The 18804-nt window shown below is 40.8% G+C and carries 16 protein-coding genes, 1 rRNA gene and 1 pseudogene; 9 read left to right on the top strand and 9 right to left on the bottom strand.

All coding sequences use genetic code 11. The annotated features are described in order from the left end of the window. Positions 1–128 precede the first annotated feature (128 nt). Entirely contained in the window at positions 129–1310 is a 1182-nt protein-coding gene (locus AC5YCI_RS13825) for a sugar transporter (RefSeq protein WP_496130389.1), read from the bottom strand. Between the two features lie 144 nt (positions 1311–1454). Between AC5YCI_RS13825 and AC5YCI_RS13820 the strand changes: the two genes are divergently transcribed. Both AC5YCI_RS13820 and AC5YCI_RS13815 read left to right on the top strand, forming a co-directional pair. Then, entirely contained in the window at positions 1455–1736 is a 282-nt protein-coding gene (locus tag AC5YCI_RS13820; RefSeq protein ID WP_496130388.1) for a GNAT family N-acetyltransferase, read from the top strand. 30 nt (positions 1737–1766) lie between these two features. Next, positions 1767–2054: a GNAT family N-acetyltransferase gene (locus tag AC5YCI_RS13815; protein ID WP_496130387.1), complete on the top strand. Its 288-nt coding sequence runs from the start codon at positions 1767–1769 to the stop codon at positions 2052–2054. Between the two features lie 29 nt (positions 2055–2083). On the opposite strand, the gene AC5YCI_RS13810 is transcribed toward AC5YCI_RS13815, so the two are convergent. Together AC5YCI_RS13810 and mpl are read right to left on the bottom strand one after the other, a co-directional pair. Next, positions 2084–3157, bottom strand: a complete 1074-nt coding sequence (locus tag AC5YCI_RS13810; protein ID WP_496175716.1) for a zinc-dependent alcohol dehydrogenase family protein — start codon at positions 3155–3157, stop codon at positions 2084–2086. 158 nt (positions 3158–3315) lie between these two features. Continuing rightward, positions 3316–4680 (bottom strand): UDP-N-acetylmuramate:L-alanyl-gamma-D-glutamyl-meso-diaminopimelate ligase, encoded by a 1365-nt coding sequence (gene mpl, locus AC5YCI_RS13805; protein ID WP_496175715.1) that lies wholly within the window; start codon positions 4678–4680, stop codon positions 3316–3318. Between the two features lie 193 nt (positions 4681–4873). On the opposite strand from mpl, the gene AC5YCI_RS13800 reads away from it, so the two are divergent. From AC5YCI_RS13800 to AC5YCI_RS13785, 4 genes are all read left to right on the top strand, one after another. After that, positions 4874–5215 carry a DMT family protein gene (locus tag AC5YCI_RS13800; RefSeq protein ID WP_496130384.1) on the top strand — a complete coding sequence of 114 codons (342 nt, stop codon included), beginning with the start codon at positions 4874–4876 and terminating at the stop codon, positions 5213–5215. Between the two features lie 186 nt (positions 5216–5401). Then, positions 5402–5914 carry a 5-(carboxyamino)imidazole ribonucleotide mutase gene (gene purE / locus AC5YCI_RS13795; protein ID WP_496130383.1) on the top strand — a complete coding sequence of 171 codons (513 nt, stop codon included), beginning with the start codon at positions 5402–5404 and terminating at the stop codon, positions 5912–5914. A gap of 15 nt (positions 5915–5929) precedes the next feature. After that, positions 5930–7051 (top strand): 5-(carboxyamino)imidazole ribonucleotide synthase, encoded by a 1122-nt coding sequence (locus tag AC5YCI_RS13790; RefSeq protein WP_496175714.1) that lies wholly within the window; start codon positions 5930–5932, stop codon positions 7049–7051. Positions 7052–7568: 517 nt separating this feature from the next. Beyond that, positions 7569–8852, top strand: coding sequence for a lytic murein transglycosylase (locus tag AC5YCI_RS13785; protein ID WP_496130381.1), 1284 nt, complete (start codon positions 7569–7571; stop codon positions 8850–8852). A gap of 50 nt (positions 8853–8902) precedes the next feature. Here the strand turns inward: AC5YCI_RS13785 and AC5YCI_RS13780 are convergent, their stop codons facing one another. From AC5YCI_RS13780 to AC5YCI_RS13760, 5 genes and pseudogenes are all read right to left on the bottom strand, one after another. Further along, positions 8903–9280 carry a hypothetical protein gene (locus AC5YCI_RS13780; protein WP_496130380.1) on the bottom strand — a complete coding sequence of 126 codons (378 nt, stop codon included), beginning with the start codon at positions 9278–9280 and terminating at the stop codon, positions 8903–8905. 117 nt (positions 9281–9397) lie between these two features. Further along, a complete protein-coding gene (locus AC5YCI_RS13775) occupies positions 9398–10309 on the bottom strand; it encodes a matrixin family metalloprotease (protein ID WP_496175713.1) in 912 nt (303 codons plus the stop codon). A 219-nt stretch (positions 10310–10528) separates the two neighbouring features. Next, positions 10529–12469, bottom strand: a complete 1941-nt coding sequence (gene dnaK / locus AC5YCI_RS13770) for a molecular chaperone DnaK (RefSeq protein ID WP_496130378.1) — start codon at positions 12467–12469, stop codon at positions 10529–10531. Positions 12470–12589: 120 nt separating this feature from the next. Next, positions 12590–13132 carry a nucleotide exchange factor GrpE gene (gene grpE, locus AC5YCI_RS13765; protein WP_496130410.1) on the bottom strand — a complete coding sequence of 181 codons (543 nt, stop codon included), beginning with the start codon at positions 13130–13132 and terminating at the stop codon, positions 12590–12592. Positions 13133–13885: 753 nt separating this feature from the next. Next, positions 13886–14239: pseudogene (locus AC5YCI_RS13760) on the bottom strand (hypothetical protein); the annotation flags it as partial. Between the two features lie 162 nt (positions 14240–14401). On the opposite strand from AC5YCI_RS13760, the gene AC5YCI_RS13755 reads away from it, so the two are divergent. After that, on the top strand, positions 14402–15463 hold the full coding sequence (locus tag AC5YCI_RS13755) for an alpha/beta hydrolase (RefSeq protein ID WP_496175712.1): 1062 nt from the start codon (positions 14402–14404) through the stop codon (positions 15461–15463). Here AC5YCI_RS13755 and AC5YCI_RS13750 read toward each other — a convergent pair. Continuing rightward, a complete protein-coding gene (locus AC5YCI_RS13750) occupies positions 15460–16152 on the bottom strand; it encodes a hypothetical protein (protein WP_496175711.1) in 693 nt (230 codons plus the stop codon). The genes AC5YCI_RS13755 and AC5YCI_RS13750 overlap by 4 nt on opposite strands. A gap of 93 nt (positions 16153–16245) precedes the next feature. On the opposite strand from AC5YCI_RS13750, the gene AC5YCI_RS13745 reads away from it, so the two are divergent. Both AC5YCI_RS13745 and AC5YCI_RS13740 read left to right on the top strand, forming a co-directional pair. Further along, positions 16246–16818, top strand: a complete 573-nt coding sequence (locus AC5YCI_RS13745) for a peptidylprolyl isomerase (protein ID WP_496175710.1) — start codon at positions 16246–16248, stop codon at positions 16816–16818. Positions 16819–17223: 405 nt separating this feature from the next. Next, a 16S ribosomal RNA gene (locus tag AC5YCI_RS13740) occupies positions 17224–18760 on the top strand. Positions 18761–18804: the final 44 nt, after the last annotated feature.

Genomic DNA, 18804 nt, shown 5'->3' with positions numbered 1-18804 from the left:
AAATAGCAATGCTGATTAGGTTTGGAGGAGGCTACTCCCCTTGTTCAAAATAAATTTTGTTTTGAGCGAAGCTCAAATATGGCCTAAGCATGGCACAATTTAAGGCAAAGGGCAATTTTTACACTGTGTTAATTGGGTAAAAAATCACGGCGTTGTACTAAATAAAGCGCAATGAGCGCGCCAAATATGCCAATCATACCGCCAATAATTCCAATATATGCCAAACCAAGATGTTCAATCACTACACTGCCGAGAAGTGCACCTGCGCCAATTCCCACATTATACAAGCCTGAAAAAATCGCCATTGCCACATCGGTTGCATCGCTGGCTAAATGTAGGGTTTTAGATTGCTGTGCTAAACCAAAGCAAATAATGCCTATACCCCAAAACAAACTTAAAGCTGTGAGTCCAAAAAAACTTTTAGATAGAGGTAAAAGCAACAGTAACGACATGGACAACAATAAGCAGCTCAATGGAATGGCAACACGAGGCAATTTCAAGCCAAATTTTCCAAATAAATAAGAGCCTAGGAAACCTGCACCACCAAATACGAGGAGCAAGGTGGTGGTTTGATTGGAACTAAATTCTGCCACCACCAAAGTAAACGGCTCAATATAACTATAAGCGGTAAATTGCGCCGTGATCATCATGATGGTGACAACAAAAACCAGCAATAAACTTGGACGACGTATAAAAAGCTTTAAGCTTTGTGCTGAGCCAGAATTCACACTTGGCAACAGGGGTAAGGTCTTAGCTAAAATTAAACAAACGATTGTTGCACCTAGCGCAATTAAGGCAAAACTGTTGCGCCAGCCATAGGCCTCACCAATCATACGCCCGAGCGGGATACCCAGTACCATCGCAAGGGCTGTCCCTGTAGCGAGTAAACCAAGTGCTTGAAATGCTTTACCCTCAGGGGCAACGCGTACTGCCAATGATGCAGTAATCGACCAAAACAGTGCATGTGAAATGGCAATACCAATCCGACTGAGCATTAAAATGCCAAAACTCCATGCATAGTAAGAAAGAATATGACTGACAATAAAGATGATAAAGACCAAGATCAGCAGTAAGCGCCGTTCAACATTTTTGGTGGCTAGCATAATCGGTAGCGACAATAGCGCCACCACCCAAGCATAAATGGTCAGCATAATGCCCACGTTGGTCGCTGGCATATGAAAACTCCTGCCAATATCGCTCAGCAAAGCAACAGGAATAAATTCAGTGGTATTAAAAATAAAAGCAGCAAAGGCAAGACCAATGACACAAATCCATTGTCGCGTAGGGCTGGGAGTAGCAAGCTCAGACATAACTTAAATCGTCAGAAAATTTGTGCCGAGTGTAGGCTGATCTTTACGCCATGTTAAGCGACAATTTGCCAAAATAAACACAACATTGTAACTTTGATAATCTGCAATCCTTAAGCGATTAAAAACAAAAAATAGGGAATAAAAATGGATATTGAACACCTCAATAGCTCGACTAAAGGTGCATTTTTTATTTTTGAAAACGAGCAACGTTTAGCTGAGATGGAATATACATGGGCTGGCGATGATAAATTTATCATTGAACATACCATGGTCAGTGATGAGCTAAAAGGTCAAGGTGTAGGACGCAAATTACTGGATCGTGCTGTGGCTTTTGCACGAGACAAAAACATCAAGATTATGCCACTCTGCCCTTTTGCCAAGTCAGTATTTGATAAAGACCCGAGTATTCGCGACGTTTTGTATTAAGATGTTTTTAACAAATAACAAGGAACAATGATGAATTTTGAACATCAAGACAATGGATCAAAAGGTGAGTTTTTTCTAAAAGATCAGCAAGGTCAGCGTATTGCTGAAATTAGCTATGTATGGAGCAATGACAGCACTATTATTGCTGACCATACATGGGTCGATGATTCTTTACGTGGTCAAGGCATGGCACGCAAACTCTTAGACCGTTTGGCTGAATTTGCCCGTGAAAAATCGCTCAAGATTATTGCAACCTGTTCTTATGTGGTGGTGATGTTTAAACGTGATCCACACGCATTTGGCGATGTTGCGGCTTAAAGCAAAAAGCCCGCTGTCGCGGGCTTTTTTTAGGCTAAATCAATAATGACTTTCATGGCATTTTCATCTGCAGCGTGTTTAAAAACCTCGTATGCTTTTTCCATGTCATCAAATTTAAAATGATGTGTAGCAAGTTTTTCTAGAGGTAATTTGCCTGAACAGCAACTTTTCAGCAGCATCCCTGTCGTATTGGCATTGACTAAGCCTGTGGTAATGGTGAGATTTTTAATCCATAGCTTGTTGAGCTCAAAATTAACCGATTTTCCATGCACGCCAACGTTAGCAATATGGCCACCCTCTTTGACAATATGCTGGCAAATATTCCATGTCGCCTCAATGCCAACTGCTTCCATGGCGCAATCCACCCCTCGTCCTTGGGTAATTTCTAGCACTTTGGCAATGGCATCTTCTTGACCAGAATTAATGATATGCGTGGCACCAAGTTCTTTGGCCATGGCTAAGCGGTTGTCATCCATATCAATCGCGATAATGGTGCTAGGTGAATAAAACTGTGCTGTCAGTAGACACCCCATACCAATCGGGCCTGTACCTACAATCGCAATACTGTCTCCAGGTTTTACATCGCCATATTGCACACCAATTTCATGTGCGGTGGGAAATACATCGGATAAAAATACCGCGACGTCTTCATTGAGGTTAGCTGGCAATGGGTATAAAGAGGTATCGGCAAATGGTGTACGTACATATTCAGCATGTGTGCCGTCAATCATATAGCCCATAATCCAACCGCCTTCATTACGGCAATGGGCATAGAGTTGTTTTTGACAATTTTCACAGGTACCACAGCGACTGACGCAGGATACGATGACTCGATCACCAGTTTTAAAATTTTTAACCGCACTGCCGACCTCTTCGACAATGCCAATCCCTTCATGACCTAAAATTCGCCCGTTAAAATGCCCCGTTTTGCTGATTGCTGTTTGCTCAATTTCGGGGTTTTTTCCTTTTAAAATACCGAGATCTGTGCCGCAAATGGTAATTTTAGTCAGTTTAATAATTGCATATGTCGGTTGCAGAATTTTGGGTTTATCACGCTGTTCAAAACGGATATCGTTAGCGCCGTGATAGACCATAGCTCGCATTGTTGTTATTGTTATTGTCCTTTAGCAGATTTTAGCTGTAGTTGAATTTAGCAGAGCATTAAGCTAAAAAAATGACAATATGCAATTTTGCTACACAATCTCACCGATTGACTAAGGTAAAAAAAGCCCGCTGTCGCGGGCTTTTGGATTTTAAGTTTTTAAGCCTTTAAAGCCGCAATTAATTTTTGATGTAAACCACCAAAACCACCATTGGACATAATCACCACAGCATCGCCCTCGCCTGCTTGTTGGTTCACTTGAGTAATAATCTCATCTAAAGTACGGGCAATTTGCGCTGGGTTTGGCGCTGCATCAACCACAGGTTGTAAATCCCAATCTAAACCTTCAGGTTGGTACCAAATCACTTGATCGGCAAGACGTGCTGAATGCGCTAAGCCATCTTTATGGCTACCCATACGCATGGTATTAGAACGCGGTTCGATAATCGCCCATAATTTACGCTCACCTAAGCGCTTACGTGCACCTTCAAGTGTGGTATCAATGGCAGTTGGGTGATGGGCGAAGTCATCATAAACTTCAATACCACGTACTGTGCCTAAAAGTTCCATACGACGTTTTACACCGCCAAAATTGGATAATGCTTCACATGCCTTTGCAATCGAAACACCCACATGTTCAGCTGCGGCAATGGTGGCTAAAGCATTCGCAACGCTATGTTGCCCTGTCATTGTCCAATGCACTTCACCTTTGACTACGCCGTGTTGTAGCACTTTAAAATGTGAACCATCGGCAGACAATTGTTCGGCATACAATTCAGATTTCTGATTGGCATCTAATGATGTACGTACTACTGGCGTCCAACAGCCTTGCTCTAACACTTCATCAATATTGCTTTCAGTGATTGGTGCAATAATGCGACCTTCCGATGGAATGGTACGCACTAAATGATGGAACTGTTTTTGGATTGCGGCTAAATCATCAAAAATATCAGCATGGTCAAATTCTAAGTTATTTAAAATGGCAGTTTTAGGATGGTAATGCACAAACTTAGAACGTTTATCAAAGAAAGCTGAATCGTATTCATCGGCTTCGACACAGAAATATTTGCCGCCACCTAAACGCGCGCTCTCAGAAAAGCCAAGCGGTACGCCACCAATTAAAAACCCCGGCTCTAAGCCAGCTTGATCGAGTACCCAAGCCAACATGGTGGTGGTCGTAGTTTTACCATGTGTCCCTGCAACCCCTAATACATGCTTACCTTGTAACACATGGTCGGCTAAAAACTGCGGCCCTGAAATATAGGGCAAACCTTCATTTAGCATATATTCAATCGCATCAATACCACGCTTCATGGCATTACCGACAATGACTAAATCAGGATGCGGTTGTAAATGGCTACGCTCATAGCCTTGCATTAAGGTAATGCCTGCATTTTCAAGTTGGGTTGACATCGGTGGATAGACATTTTGATCCGAACCTGTAACCGTATGTCCAAGATCGCGTGCTAACAATGCCAATGAGCCCATAAAGGTGCCACAAATACCCAAAATATGCAGATGCATACGCTTAACTCCACTGCGTTTTATACACAAGCTTAGTGCTGTGTTGAATAATAGAATGAGTCAAACGATAGCAAGGCTATCTATGAAAAGATAGTTTTTCTTGGTATAGATCAGGCAAAAAACTCATACAGCGATTTCGTATTTTCATCAAAAAAATTACACTATTGCTTCTGCAAAAAATTAAGACATAGTCATGCTATTTCCATTGTTGTTATTGATCGTTGCCAATTGTTTTATGACATTGGCATGGTATGGACATTTAAAATTTTTACCGCATGATGCACCTATGTGGCAGGCGATTTTATTCAGCTGGATCATTGCATTATTTGAATACAGTTTAATGATTCCTGCGACTAAACTATTAGCGCAGCAAGGTTGGGCAGTCGGTCAAATGAAGATCACCCAAGAAGTAGTGACCTTACTGGTTTTTGTGCCCTTTATGATTTTTCTATTTAAACAACCATTTAAATTGGATTACATTTGGGCGGCTTTATGTTTATGTGGTTGCGTGTATTTTGTATTTCGTGGTCAATAATGTGAATAATCAATTAATTCTTAAGATAAAATGTAAGTTTAAAGAAAAAAACAATAAAAATCGTGCCTTGCTTTGACCGTTAAATTTTCGTCGCGGCATTTTTATGTCTATAATGACCACTGATTCATGAGAGCTTGGACGCTCGTCCGAGGTCTATCTTTCCTTACTTCAGTTGGAATATTTGCAATGAATGCGGCTGCTACACAAGATGCTCCTTTAGTTGGAATTATCATGGGTTCTCAATCAGATTGGGCAACTTTAGAACACACTGCCAATATGCTTAAGCAGCTTGGTGTACCTTTCGAAGCCGAAGTCGTTTCTGCACACCGTACCCCAGACCGTTTATTTGAATACGCAGAAACTGCGCGTGACCGTGGTATTCAAGTGATTATTGCTGGCGCAGGTGGCGCAGCACATCTACCAGGTATGTGTGCCGCAAAAACTGATTTACCTGTACTCGGTGTACCTGTGAAATCTTCAATCTTAAATGGTGTAGATTCATTACTTTCTATTGTACAAATGCCAGCAGGTATTGCGGTTGGTACTTTAGCGATTGGCCCTGCAGGTGCAGCCAATGCCGCAATTATGGCAGCACAAATTTTAGGCTTAACACGTCCTGAAATTGCCAAAAATGTAGCAGATTTCCGTGCTCAACAAACTGAAAAAGTGGCAAGTAAAAATATTCCGGGTCAGGCATAAAACGGGACATAGGTTATGAACAAAACCATCGGTATTTTTGGTGGCGGTCAGCTGGGTCGTATGATGGCGCAAGCGGCATTACCTCTAAATATTCAATGTACCTTCTTTGAAGCAAGTACGGATTGTCCCTCTGCCGCTTTAGGTCAAGTATTTTCAACTCAAGCCGAAAACGGTTTGCAGGACTTTATCAACAGTGCTGATGTATTTAGCCTTGAATTTGAAAATACACCTTTGACGGATGTTGATGTTTTAACACAGCAAAGAGATTTGCATCCACCGCGTCAAGCTTTAGCCATTGCTCAGCATCGCTTATCTGAAAAAGCTTTGTTTGATGAGCTGGCGATTCCAGTTGCGCCATATAAGGCAGTAACTTCAGTTGAAGGCTTAACTGCTGCCGTAGCTGAACTTGGTTTACCAATTGTACTCAAAACCTCGCGTGGCGGTTATGATGGTAAAGGTCAGTTTGTGTTGCGTCATGCAGATCAAATTGAGCAAGCGTGGGCAGAACTTGGCCCTGCGGGGGAACTCATTGCAGAAAGTTTTGTCACTTTCTCACGTGAAGTATCGATTATTGCGGTACGTGGCCAAAATGGTGAAGTAAAAACTTGGCCATTGGCGGAAAACCATCATCATCATGGAATTTTATCGCATTCAATTATACCTGCGCCTAACAGTAGCGATTTGCAACCTGTCGCTGAAGACTACATTACGCGTTTGTTAAATCATCTCAATTATGTAGGTGTATTAACGCTTGAATTGTTTGTGACAGACAAAGGTTTATATGCCAACGAGATGGCACCACGTGTGCATAACTCAGGGCATTGGTCGATTGAAGGCGCAATATGCTCGCAATTTGAAAACCATGTTCGTGCTGTTGCAGGTTTGCCATTGGGTTCAACTGAAATTGTTCGTCCAAGTGTTTTGGTCAATATCATTGGTCAATATCCAAAAACTGAAGATGTTTTGGCTTTAGAAGGTGCACATTTACACCTTTATAATAAGTCAGAGCGCGAAGGTCGTAAGATTGGTCATATCACCTTAGTACCAAATGATTCAGCACAGTTGGTGACTTTATGCCGCCAATTAGCAAAAATTTTACCTAATCCGTTGGCACTCAGCGAAGATATGAACATCTAAGCCTTGAATTGCCCAATAAAAAAGCGATCACCCTGTGGATCGCTTTTTTTATGCCTTGAGTTCAGGCAGAATGCGCGTCTTTCGCATTCGCATGCATATTGGTTTTGATCGTGAATCACAATATTCTCCCATATTTGTGATGTTGACCGGTCTCAACCAATACTTAAAACTCTAAAAAATTTGAATTCAAAACAATGTTACATGCTCTGTGCGGTTTCTTATTTGCATATTTTATTCACAATCTCAACTTATCCACTTAATAATCCATAGACTTATCAACAGAAATATCCACTTTGGCGATGCTTTAAATTTAAAAGTTTAGGTTTAAATTTAGAAAAACTGTTGAGATATCAATAATATTTAATTGTAGTGTTATGTTTTGAATTTAAAACTATATCTAGACTAGGTATTTTTAAATTTAAATTGCTTAAATGAATTTAAATTTACCTAATATGGCTTTAATTTTTAGTACAGAATGCTAAGGTAAATAAAATTTAAATTTAAAAAAAGGGACGTTATGCAGCGCATTGCTTTGCTTTTAGGGTCGTTTACGTTGGCAATGACGGCTCAGGCTGAGTTGCTGATTAATGGTAAGCCGGTTTCAGTTACGCCAGCAGCTACTTCGTCAGCCCAATATACGCCAAATAATAATTTTCAAAGTTGCTTAAACAACTTACGCGGTCAGGCAATCGCTAGAGGCGTCTCAGGTATGAGCTACGACCGTTATACGCAAAATTTAGCACCTGATTATTCTGTGATTGAAAGACTCAATTATCAGCCTGAGTTTTCAACTCCTATTTGGGATTATTTATCTGGCTTAGTCGATGAAGAGCGAGTGCAACTCGGCCGACAAAAATTAGCAGAACATCGTTCGGTGTTAAGCCGTGTAGAAACAGCTTATGGCGTACCTGCCAATGTTGTAGTTGCAGTATGGGGTGTAGAAAGTAATTTTGGCGATATTTCAGGAAAATATCCATTGTTACAAGCTTTAGGTACCTTAAGTTGTGAAGGTCGTCGCCAAAGTTATTTCCGAGGCGAATTTTTTGCTGCGATGCGTATTTTACAGCGTGGTGATGTAAGCCAAGATCAACTTAAAGGTTCATGGGCTGGTGCATTTGGTCATACTCAATTTATGCCAAGTACCTATGAAGAGCTAGCAGTTGATTTTGATGGTGATGGGCGTCGTAATTTAGTTTCAAGCACTTCTGATGCTTTAGCGTCGACTGCGAATTTCTTAAAAAAACGTGGTTGGCAAACAGGGCAGCCATGGGGTTTTGAAGTTAAAGTCCCTGCCGGTATGTCACTAGCTAATGAGGGACGTCGTAACAAGAAATCTCTACAGCATTGGATTGATCGTGGTGTGATGCGGGCTGATGGTACACCTTTAGTACAAGGTAACTTAAGCTACGCTTCGCAAGCAGGGCTGATGGCACCCGCGGGTGCTCATGGACCTGTATTCTTAGTCTTTAAAAACTTCGATGCCATTTATGCTTACAATGCGGCTGAGAGCTATGCTTTAGCGATTGCACATTTATCAGATCGTATTCGTGGACAAGGGCCATTTATGCAGTCTTGGCCAACTGATGATGCAGGCACTTCACGCGCTGAACGTCGTGAAATTCAGACAATTTTGTTAGCACGTGGCTATGATATTGGTGCAGCGGATGGTTTAATTGGGGATAAAACCCGTAAAGCCATTATGAGTGAGCAAGCACGTTTAGGTTTAGCACAAACTGGTCGGGCAGGTCAGAAAATTCTGCAAGCTTTACGTCAAGATCGAGCACGTAACGTGATGCGCTAAAATAACACTAAAAAAGGTCTGTATTTACAGACCTTTTTTTATAGTTCATATTAATCACACAGTTTGACGGCGTCTAACAGATCAAAAATAATAGTCGTCACATCTTGGCTTAAATTGCGATTATTAAAAATCTCATACGCGCTAATAGTGACATCGGTATCGCTTGGTAATTGACGTTGTTCTTCTTCAATAAGATCTTTGATAGGCAATAAAGTTTGTTTTACTTGTAAATGCAAAACATCTTCAAAGTGAATATTGTCATCTTCAAGCTCAATGATTTGTTCATTAAAATAGGGCAATAAAATTGAATGTAAGTAGGGACCAATTTCAACAATATCAAAGATTTCAATATCGCGAGTTTCTTCAACAGTGCTGATATGATCATTGGCTTCAATCAGAATATGGTAGTAACTCACATGCCTCTCCAAAGATGTATTATTTTCATTGAAGCTTCACAATAACATGAAAAAATTGAATTTGTTGTAGATTAAAGAAAATACGCCTAGAAAAAGTAAGGGATTCTTACACTGTAACCTAAACGGCCATTATTTTTTCAGCAAAAGTTGTAAGTCAGCAGGGCTTAACTGAAAATTGTGTGCATTTTGCTGTTGTAAAATAGGATGCATTAAACCATAAGGATCATCATGATGCCCAAGCCCTAAAGCATGACCAAATTCATGTGCTAAAGTTAAGCGTAAATCATCTTTCGAACTAAACTCATAAATCATAATTTGTTTGCCATTAAACACACCTTTATCAAATTTTTTGCCAGAAAAACGTGCATTAAAACCTGAAACCTCTTGTGATAACTCTGCATTTAAAGCATTTAACTGTATGACTTCTTGATTTAAAGCATGAATCTTTTGATTATGTTGATGAATCTGCTCGCCTAATCTTTGCTGTTGTTGCTGCAAATATAATTTCTGATCTTCTAAAGTAAAACGTTGGGTGGCTGTGGCACCGCCTTGTGCATTGATCTGTTGCACTTGCTGATTATACAAATGTGTCGCTTGATTAAGATCATTACGCTTTTGACTCAGTTGCTGCTGTAAATCTTTTATCTGCTGCTTGAGTTGCTGAGCTTGCACATGGCGTTGTTGCCAAAGCGCCTGTTTCGATTCAATCTCACTCAATTTTTGTTGTCTAAAATGACTTTCTGATTGGCGTTCATCATAAATAAAATGAATACTCAGTTTAGCCTTTGGATCATAGACGAAGTAGTTTTTCCCATCTGCCTGCTGCCAAATTTGTGTCGCTTCGAATGCTAATTGCTTTACTTCGGCTGAACTAATATCAAAGCGTGGATCAATTTCAGCAATTCGGTAACGGATCCGATGATCAAAAGGAGCCAAAATTCGGTCACTAATGGGATGATGCCTTAAATGTGGATATTGCAGATTTTGATAAACCAGCAAAACACTGAATCCAAATAGGAATAAAATTGCTAAGCGCAGCATAAGCCTCATCTTGATATTTTTTGATTAATTTAGCTTAAATGCAGCACAGAACACACGGTTTTATTTGAGTAATATTTTATGTGTATATTTAAAAGAGGGCACATTATTCAAGTTTAGGTGGGTGGAGCATGTAGACAAAAATTACTTTTAAGCTCAATCGGCAGTCTAATTAGGCATAAAAAAACCGCGCTTACGCGCGGTTCTTTTTAAAGAGACAAATTATTTTTTGTCGTCTTTTACTTCTTTGAATTCAGCATCTACAACGCCATCATCCGCTTTTTGTTGTTGACCTGCATCACCACCAAATGCGTTCGGGTCAAAACCTTGTGCGCCACCAGCTTGTTGAGCTGCTTCATACGCACGTTGTGTGATTGGCATAATGATGTTTTGAAGCGCTTCAGTTTTCGCTTTAATTTCTTCAACATCATTTTCTTTAGTCGCAGCTTCTAATTCAGAAACAGCAGTTTCAACCGCAGTTTTTTCGTCAGCTGTTACTTGTTCGCCAAGATCTTTCACTGCTTTTTGAGAAGAAGCAACTAAGGCATCTGCTTCGTTACGTGCTTTTGCAAGCTCTTCAAATTTACGGTCTTCTTCAGCATTCGCTTCAGCATCACGGATCATCGCTTCGATTTCAGCATCAGATAAACCTGAGTTGGCTTTAATCTGAATCGATTGCTCTTTACCTGTGCTCTTGTCTTTCGCAGATACTTTCAAGATACCATCAGCGTTGATGTCGAAAGATACTTCAATTTGTGGCACACCACGTGGCGCAGGTGGGATATCGCCCAATTGGAAATTACCTAACAATTTGTTTTGCTGCGCCATTTTACGTTCACCTTGGTAAACCGAAATGTCTACAGCAGGCTGGTTGTCAGCAGCAGTTGAGAACACTTGAGATTTCTTCGCAGGAATCGTGGTGTTTTTCTCAATAATTGGCGTTAACACGCCACCCATGGTTTCAATACCAAGTGTAAGTGGCGTTACGTCAAGAAGAAGTACGTCAGTCTTGTCACCTGAAAGTACCGCACCTTGAATCGCAGCACCCATTGCAACCGCTTCGTCAGGGTTCACGTCTTTACGTGGTTCACGACCGAAGAATTCTTGTACTTTTTGTTGTACAAGTGGCATACGAGACTGACCACCAACTAAGATAACGTCAGAGATATCAGAAGTTGAAAGACCCGCATCTTTAAGCGCAATACGGCAAGGTTCGATAGTACGAGCAACTAAGTCAGCAACTAAACCTTCAAGTTTTGCACGTGTTACGTTGATCACTAAGTGTTTAGGACCAGTCGCATCAGCAGTGATGTATGGAAGGTTGATTTCAGTTGCGTTAGAAGAAGAAAGTTCAATCTTCGCTTTTTCAGCCGCTTCTTTTAAACGTTGAAGAGCAAGTGGATCTTGTTTCAAGTTTACGTTTTGCTCTTTCTTGAATTCTTCAACAAGGAATTCAATTAACGCGTTATCGAAGTCTTCACCACCTAAGAATGTATCACCATTTGTAGAAAGCACTTCAATTTGTTGGTCGCCATCAAGGTCAGCGATTTCAATGATTGATACGTCAAATGTACCACCACCTAAGTCGTAAACAGCAACTTTACGATCGCCTTCTTTTTTGTCCATACCGAACGCTAACGCCGCAGCAGTTGGTTCATTGATGATACGTTTAACTTCTAAACCTGCAATTTTACCTGCATCTTTTGTTGCTTGACGTTGAGCATCGTTGAAGTAAGCAGGAACAGTAATCACTGCTTCAGTTACTGTTTCACCTAAGTAATCTTCAGCTGTTTTTTTCATCTTTTTCAAGATTTCAGCAGAGATTTGTTGTGGTGCAAGTTTTTTGTCGTTTACATCAACCCAAGCATCGCCATTGTCTGCTTTAATGATTTTGTATGGGACAAGACCGATGTCTTTTTGCACTGCTTGGTCTTGGTACTTACGACCGATCAAACGTTTGATCGCGAACAGTGTGTTTTTAGGGTTAGTTACTGCTTGACGTTTCGCAGATTGACCTACAAGGATTTCGCCATCTTTATAGGCAATAATAGATGGAGTTGTACGCGCGCCTTCAGCGTTTTCGATAACTTTAACGTTGTCGCCTTCAAGTACTGCTACGCAAGAGTTTGTAGTACCTAAGTCAATACCAATGATTTTAGCCATTAGATGGATTCCTCAAAAATTCTGTTGTGATGTTTCACTTGTTATTCGATATGAGAGCCGTTGAAGATTTTTCAAGTAAATTTTTTGAAAATATTTTCTAAGCTCTCGAATTTTTTAGCTTTAAGCGCCAACCATAACCATAGCAGGGCGTAATAAACGACCGTTTAGGCTATAGCCTTTTTGCAACACTGTGCCAATTTCGTTGGCTTTCGCATCAGGTGCAATACCTACAGCTTGATGCAAGTCTGCATTAAAGCCATTTTCTGTATCGACCGCGACAATACCAAATTTCTCTAAAGTAGAGAGCAATGATTTCAGGGTAAGTTCTACACCTTCAGACAAAGGCGTTTTTTCTTCGCCTGCAGCAGCAATTGCACGTTCTAAGTTATCAACGGTGTCTAATAACTGCTTCGCGAATTTTTCCAAAACAGCGTCTTTATGTTTGTCTGACTCGCGTTGAATGCGCTCTACACTTTTTTGCGCTTCATAGACTGCATTGGCAGTACGTGCTTTTTCTAGCTTAAGGTCGCCTTCGAGTTGGGCAATTTGCGCTTGTAAAGATTCAACGGTAACTTCAGCCTGCTCAGTTTCGGCTTGAGTTTGCGCTGTTGTTGGTTCCGCTTGCTCTAAGTCTTGAGCTTGCTCATTTTGCTCAGTCGCCATTGCTTTACTCCGTTTGAATGGGTTCTTAAACATGTACAGTCCTTTGGCATCAGCTCTAACTCTGTTAACTCTGAACTGCCATGAGTTTGATAAATTTCATGATTGCTAATAGAAATCGGGGCGGGGATTGGAAATTCAAGCACCACTTGCATTAAATCTATAAATAATCTGCGATTGGCTCATTTGCATAGAAGATCAACCGAATCATCAGGCGCAGCAGAAAAAATTTAAATCACGATAAATTGAACATGATAATAGCGCATATTATTGATCATTAGATTGGTGTTATTTTTTATAATTTTATTAAATATCAGTTATTTAATATTAAATTTTTATTTTCATATATTTGATTAATATTTAAAAGCGATCAATATTTGACTAAATAAGTATTTCTCAATAGCTTGGTTTTTGCATATTATTTATTCAGATTCTATGGCTGTAGTTTCTTTTCGGTATTTTAGAAATACATTTTTCAAGACTTATCCAACCTCTGGATAGGTCTTTTTTTTGCTTAAAAAAAGAAGCGCTTTTGGCGCTTCTAGTACAAGATTAACGTTGGCGTTGTTCTTCAAAATATTTAATTGCCTTTTGACGCTTATCTTCATTGATGCGACGCTGTTCGGCAGCACGTCTTTGTTGATCAACTTGACGCTCTCTTTTTAGCTGTTCCTGGCGCTGTTTGTTGGCTTGTTGTTCGCGCTGGCGTTGCTGTAACTGCTGTTCACGTTTGCGCTGTTGTTCAACTTGCTCACGACGTTTACGATCTAAATCTTGATTACGATCACGTTGTTGCTGTAATTGTTGTTGACGACGTTTTTGTTCTAACTGTTGACGTTCGCGTTGTTGCTGTAGACGCTGTCGTTCTAACTCAGTTTTTTGTCGGTCTAGTTGTAACTGACGGCTACGATTTTGCTCAGCTAAACGACGACGTTCTAGTTCTAAACGTTGCCGTTGTTGCGTGTCATAACGGTTATCATAATTACGGTCATAGTTGCGGTCGTAGCCACGATCATAACGTCCATCGTAATAACCATCGTCTGGAAAAGCCACACAACCCACAGCTAAAAATGTGGTTGCCACCGACAATAATAAAAGTTTTTTAGCCATGTTGTTGATCCTTGTGCCAAAATCTAAACTGTAAATAGCATAACGGATATATGGATTTAGCTGTGTTATAGATTAGATGATTTATATAACAATATAGTGGCAAAGTCGTTTGATCATGTAGAAATTATGAAGATTTTAAGCAAATTGAAGGAATAATCATCAATGATAAAAATAAAAAAAATATTGCAGTATAGCCAAGTTCCAGCTGCACGGCTTATTGATCATTTACCCCCATTTAGTCAAAAGGCTTTGCTGAAGTTGTTGGGCTATCCTTATGATTACCCGCAACTTGATCCATTTACTGCTTGCATAATGGCTATTAAGCATCAGCAAAGGCAAACAGGATTTTTAGCCCAAGATGTAGAGCGTACACGTCATCGTTATGAACAACAAATGCGATTATTATCTGCTCGCCAAACTAAAGTTGCTCAAATTCAAGATTTACGTTTGCCATTGGCAAGCGCTACTTTAAAAGCTCGTCATTATCATCCAAAGCCCAATAAAAAATTAGCCATGTTGGTTTTTTATCATGGCGGTGGCTTTGTCGCAGGTGGTTTAGAAACTCACGATGAAATCTGTCGTTTACTGGCGCACACGATGCAGGTGCAAGTTTTGAGTGTGCAGTATCCTTTAGCGCCTGAGGCTGGCCCACAACAAGTTATTGATGCGAGTCAACAGGCTTTGCAATGGGTATATGAGAACCGTCGCCAATTAAATATTTATAAAGCGCGTATTGCCATTGCAGGTGATAGTGCAGGCGGCAATATTTGTGCAGTCGTGGCACAGCGTAGTATTAATTATAGCTATGCACCACAAGCTCAGTTACTCATTTATCCTGCGATTGACTTTAATTTTAATTATCCTTCGCTACAGATGTTTGGATATGGTTTAGCATTAACTGCAGCTGATGTGAGGCAGGTGAAACAACTATATGCGCATCAACATGCTATCGCGCTTGATGATCCGATTATTTCACCTATATATGCCAAGCCCAATGTCTCTTTAGCTGCGACCTTTATTGTGACAGCAGGCCATGACGTATTACATGATGAAGCGGAGTTGTATGCGGAAAAATTAGCTGCACATGGTTGTAGGGTGCAATATCAAAATTATTTAGAACAGGCGCATGGCTTTATACATTTAACACCTATTTCCAAACAGGCGAAAAAACATTGCTTAGAAATCGCCAAGCAATTTAAAAAATTTTGGTGGGCCCATGTTTAAAGTGTTTCACGTGAAACATGTTTAACCAAATGGACTTTTGCTTCAGGTAAGATTAATTGCACTTCAGGCATATAAAAGCTATCGATATAACGTGCTTGATTAAAATTTGGAAATAACCCATCAGTGTTATGCCATTGCACTGACTTTAATTTACATAACTTACCGCGAAATTGAGGGGTGAAGATATAACGCTGTCCTTGCCAGTGTTGTTGTACATTTAAAATATGGTCTGGTAATTGGTGACTATTAATATAAAAACTAGAATTATTCTTCGCATGATTTAATTGAATCATCATACTTTGCTGCTGAGTCTTAATTTCACAATACATGCCAGTAGTGGTTTTAGTCCAATTAAATTGCGCAAGCTCCTTAGGTAAACCCCAAAAGGTTTGGCCATGCAGGATAGATTCCCGACTAGAAACTAGTATTTTGACAATAGAAGAATAACGTTGTCTTTGTTGCACAGGATGATCGACAATGAACAAAGCATCATAACTGCCAATCGGAGTATACTGATAACGTAATAAAACCACATGCAACATATGACCGCTACGAGAAGCCCGTAAATTAAATGTTTTAGCATGTTGTAAGAATTGTGGACTGGCCCAATAATTTAAAATATAGGCTTCGCCATGACATTGCCACGGTGGATAGTGTTTTAACTCAGGTAGTATTTGTTGTTGAGTCATATTAATTCCTTTTCGATGCTCAGGACTGTTTTATTTATACTGAACGACTAATATCAAGAAATTAAAGTAGAAACGATTTGGATTGGTAAACAAATGTTAAAAAAAATCTTAGTAGCAAGTGTAATAGCTGGAACGAGTTTAAGTAGTTACGCTTCAAATACAGTAGTTGAAATGAAAACCACGATGGGCAGCATTGAAATTGAACTATTTAATGCACAAGCCCCTATAACTATAAAAAACTTTGAAAATTATGTGAAAAAGAAATTTTATAATGGCACCATTTTTCATCGGGTTATTCCAGGGTTTATGATGCAGGGTGGTGGTATGACTGTTGATATGCAGGAAAAGCCAACAGCTAAGGCGATTATAAATGAAGCCAGTAATGGTATTAAAAATACTCGTGGTACTGTTGCGATGGCACGTAGCAATGATCCTAATTCGGCTAAAAGCCAGTTCTTTATTAATGTGGCGGATAATTACTTTTTAGACCAAACGCCAGAAAAGCCAGGTTATGCTGTATTCGGACAAGTCATTAAAGGTATGGAAATCGTAGATCAAATCGTTAAATTGCCGACTACACGTTATGGTGTACATGCAAATGTGCCAAGAAATCCAGTCAAAATTTTAAGCATACAAATTAAGACCACAAAATTAAAAAATAAATAATTTTTTATAAAAATATTTAAAATTATAAACTTATGCACTATTTTGGTGATAATGAAGCTGTAATTGCGCACAAAAAACAAACACTCGTTGGTGTTTTGTTTGCAAAATACTTGCTAAGCAAAAAAAACCACCTATAATGGCCAGCATACCAACGCAGTAAAGCGCAATAGATTTAGCACGAAGTGTTAAGTTGTTGAGTTTTAATGTGTTTTAGCTTTTTAGCGACGAGCTATAAAGTTAATCATTAAGAGATTATGAAGAACAACTTGTGTGGATTTTTACTGGTTGATCAATCGAATATATTTTCATTGATAATTGGTAAGAATTTCTCGAAGTTTATTTGAGCAAATTTTTTGTCAGTAATTGATGAGCCAAGATTGGTGCCCTATAGGCACTATTGATTTTAAACTGAAGAGTTTGATCATGGCTCAGATTGAACGCTGGCGGCAGGCTTAACACATGCAAGTCGAGCGGATGAAGGTAGCTTGCTACTGGATTCAGCGGCGGACGGGTGAGTAATGCTTAGGAATCTGCCCATTAATGGGGGACAACAGTTGGAAACGACTGCTAATACCGCATACGCCCTACGGGGGAAAGCAGGGGATCTTCGGACCTTGCGTTAATGGATGAGCCTAAGTCGGATTAGCTAGTTGGTGGGGTAAAGGCCTACCAAGGCGACGATCTGTAGCGGGTCTGAGAGGATGATCCGCCACACTGGGACTGAGACACGGCCCAGACTCCTACGGGAGGCAGCAGTGGGGAATATTGGACAATGGGCGAAAGCCTGATCCAGCCATGCCGCGTGTGTGAAGAAGGCCTTTTGGTTGTAAAGCACTTTAAGCGAGGAGGAGGCTACTTAGATTAATACTCTAGGATAGTGGACGTTACTCGCAGAATAAGCACCGGCTAACTCTGTGCCAGCAGCCGCGGTAATACAGAGGGTGCGAGCGTTAATCGGATTTACTGGGCGTAAAGCGTGCGTAGGCGGCTTTTTAAGTCGGATGTGAAATCCCTGAGCTTAACTTAGGAATTGCATTCGATACTGGGAAGCTAGAGTATGGGAGAGGATGGTAGAATTCCAGGTGTAGCGGTGAAATGCGTAGAGATCTGGAGGAATACCGATGGCGAAGGCAGCCATCTGGCCTAATACTGACGCTGAGGTACGAAAGCATGGGGAGCAAACAGGATTAGATACCCTGGTAGTCCATGCCGTAAACGATGTCTACTAGCCGTTGGGGCCTTTGAGGCTTTAGTGGCGCAGCTAACGCGATAAGTAGACCGCCTGGGGAGTACGGTCGCAAGACTAAAACTCAAATGAATTGACGGGGGCCCGCACAAGCGGTGGAGCATGTGGTTTAATTCGATGCAACGCGAAGAACCTTACCTGGTCTTGACATACAGAGAACTTTCCAGAGATGGATTGGTGCCTTCGGGAACTCTGATACAGGTGCTGCATGGCTGTCGTCAGCTCGTGTCGTGAGATGTTGGGTTAAGTCCCGCAACGAGCGCAACCCTTTTCCTTATTTGCCAGCACTTCGGGTGGGAACTTTAAGGATACTGCCAGTGACAAACTGGAGGAAGGCGGGGACGACGTCAAGTCATCATGGCCCTTACGACCAGGGCTACACACGTGCTACAATGGTCGGTACAAAGGGTTGCTACCTCGCGAGAGGATGCTAATCTCAAAAAGCCGATCGTAGTCCGGATTGGAGTCTGCAACTCGACTCCATGAAGTCGGAATCGCTAGTAATCGCGGATCAGAATGCCGCGGTGAATACGTTCCCGGGCCTTGTACACACCGCCCGTCACACCATGGGAGTTTGTTGCACCAGAAGTAGGTAGTCTAACCGTAAGGAGGACGCTTACCACGGTGTGGCCGATGACTGGGGTGAAGTCGTAACAAGGTAGCCGTAGGGGAACCTGCGGCTGGATCACCTCCTTAACGAAAGATTGGCGACCGGTAAGAATCCACAACAAGTTGTTCTT

The organism is Acinetobacter sp. CY17 (genome assembly GCF_059515825.1).
This window is presented reverse-complemented; position numbering and strand designations above follow the sequence as displayed.